Source organism: Robiginitalea sp. (genome assembly GCF_049588695.1).
GTDB lineage: Bacteria > Bacteroidota > Bacteroidia > Flavobacteriales > Flavobacteriaceae > Robiginitalea.
Genome location: NZ_JBAVZJ010000076.1, coordinates 1 through 2,000, shown reverse-complemented (window position 1 = coordinate 2,000; position 2,000 = coordinate 1). Strand labels below are relative to the sequence as shown.

Sequence of the window (2,000 nt, the reverse complement as noted above, 5' to 3'; positions counted from 1 at the left end):
GTATATTTATGAGCCCCACTGTATTGAGCGCAAGGGCAATCTTATGGGTGTGATCCTTGATTTGTTGCAGGACAAATTCGCCAAGATTGAAAGGTGGTAAGGTAGCATTGGAATCTCCCGAGTGTATTCCACAAGGCTCAATATGCTCCATGATTCCAATAATATGCACCTCTTTACCATCGCAAATAGCATCTGCCTCAGCTTCGATTGCCCCATCGAGGTAGTGATCCAGCAACAGTTTGTTGTTCGGGATTTTTCGCAGTAAATCCACTACGTGGGATTCCAGTTCCTGTTTGTTGATCACAATTTTCATCCCCTGCCCGCCCAGGACGTACGAAGGGCGTACCAGGAGTGGAAAATTCAATTCATCTGCCAGCGCCAGGGCTTCGTCTGCATTTTCCGCAACCCCAAACTGAGGATATGGAATATCGTTTTCCTTCAGCAATCGGGAAAAACTTCCCCGGTCCTCGGCCAAATCCAGGGACTCAAAGCTCGTGCCCATTATAGGAATCCCGTATTTGTCGAGTTTCTCTGCCAGTTTCAGGGCCGTCTGACCTCCGAGCTGAACGATTACGCCCTCCGGCTTTTCATGCAGGATAATGTCGTAGATATGCTCCCAGAAAACAGGTTCAAAATAAAGCTTGTCCGCGGTGTCAAAATCCGTGGAAACGGTTTCCGGATTGCAATTGATCATGATGGTCTCATAGCCGCATTCCGCTGCCGCGAGAACTCCGTGAACACAACAGTAATCGAACTCAATCCCCTGTCCGATCCGGTTGGGTCCGGAACCGAGGACTACAATTTTCTTGCGATCCGTAACCTCACTGTCGTTGGAAACATACCGCTCCCCTTCTGGCGTTTCGATCTCAGCTTCAAATGTGGAATAGTAGTACGGCGTCATGGCTTTAAACTCCGCTGCGCAGGTATCTACCAGTTTATAAACCCTCTTGATCTGCAGGGACATACGCTTCTGGTGGACTTCACTTTCCCAGCAATCCAGCATATGGGCGATCTGACGGTCGGCAAAACCTTTTTGCTTGGCCTCTAGAAGCAGTTCCTTAGGCAGGGTTTCAATGGTATAGGTACTGATTTCCTTTTCCAGTTGGTACAGCTCTTCATACTGCCGCAGGAACCACATATCTATTTTGGTGATCTCGTGGATCCGGCTCAGGGGGATACCGAGTTGGATGGCGTCGTAGATCACAAATACGCGGTCCCAACTGGCGTGGGTAAGTTTCTGAATGATCTGGTCGTACTCCTTATAACCTTTACCATCCGCACCCAGACCATTTCGTTTAATCTCCAGGGATTGGGTAGCCTTATGCAGGGCTTCCTGGAAAGAACGGCCAATACCCATAACCTCACCTACAGATTTCATCTGCAGGCCCAGGGTACGGTCGGCACCTTCGAACTTATCAAAGTTCCAGCGCGGGATCTTAACAATAACGTAGTCCAGGGTGGGTTCGAAAAGGGCTGAAGTAGATTGGGTTATCTGATTGTTTAATTCATCCAGACTATATCCAATAGCGAGTTTTGCAGCCACCTTTGCAATGGGATATCCTGTAGCTTTGGAAGCCAGTGCTGAGGAGCGCGAAACCCTCGGGTTGATCTCAATGGCGATGATATCCTCCTTCTCATCCGGGCTAACGGCGAACTGCACATTACATCCCCCGGCAAAATCCCCGATACTGCGCATCATTTTTATGGCTAGGTCACGCATCCTTTGAAAGGTGGTGTCCGAAAGGGTCATGGCCGGAGCCACGGTTATGGAATCTCCGGTATGAATCCCCATTGGGTCCATGTTCTCAATAGTACATATAATAACAACATTGTCGTTCTTATCGCGAAGGAGTTCCAATTCGTATTCCTTCCAGCCCATCATCGCTTTGTCGATCATTACCTCGTGTATGGGCGAAACCTCCAGTCCGCGGCTCAGGTGTTCGTCAAAGTCTGCAGGGTCATGGACAATAGCTGCACCTGCCCCACCCAGGGTGTAACTC

General features: G+C 49.3%; 1 protein-coding gene. It reads right to left on the bottom strand.

What is annotated here, in order from left to right; translation table 11 throughout:
* On the bottom strand, positions 1-2,000 hold a 2,000-nt coding region (gene carB / locus WBV75_RS01550; RefSeq protein ID WP_424118899.1), incomplete at both ends, for a carbamoyl-phosphate synthase large subunit.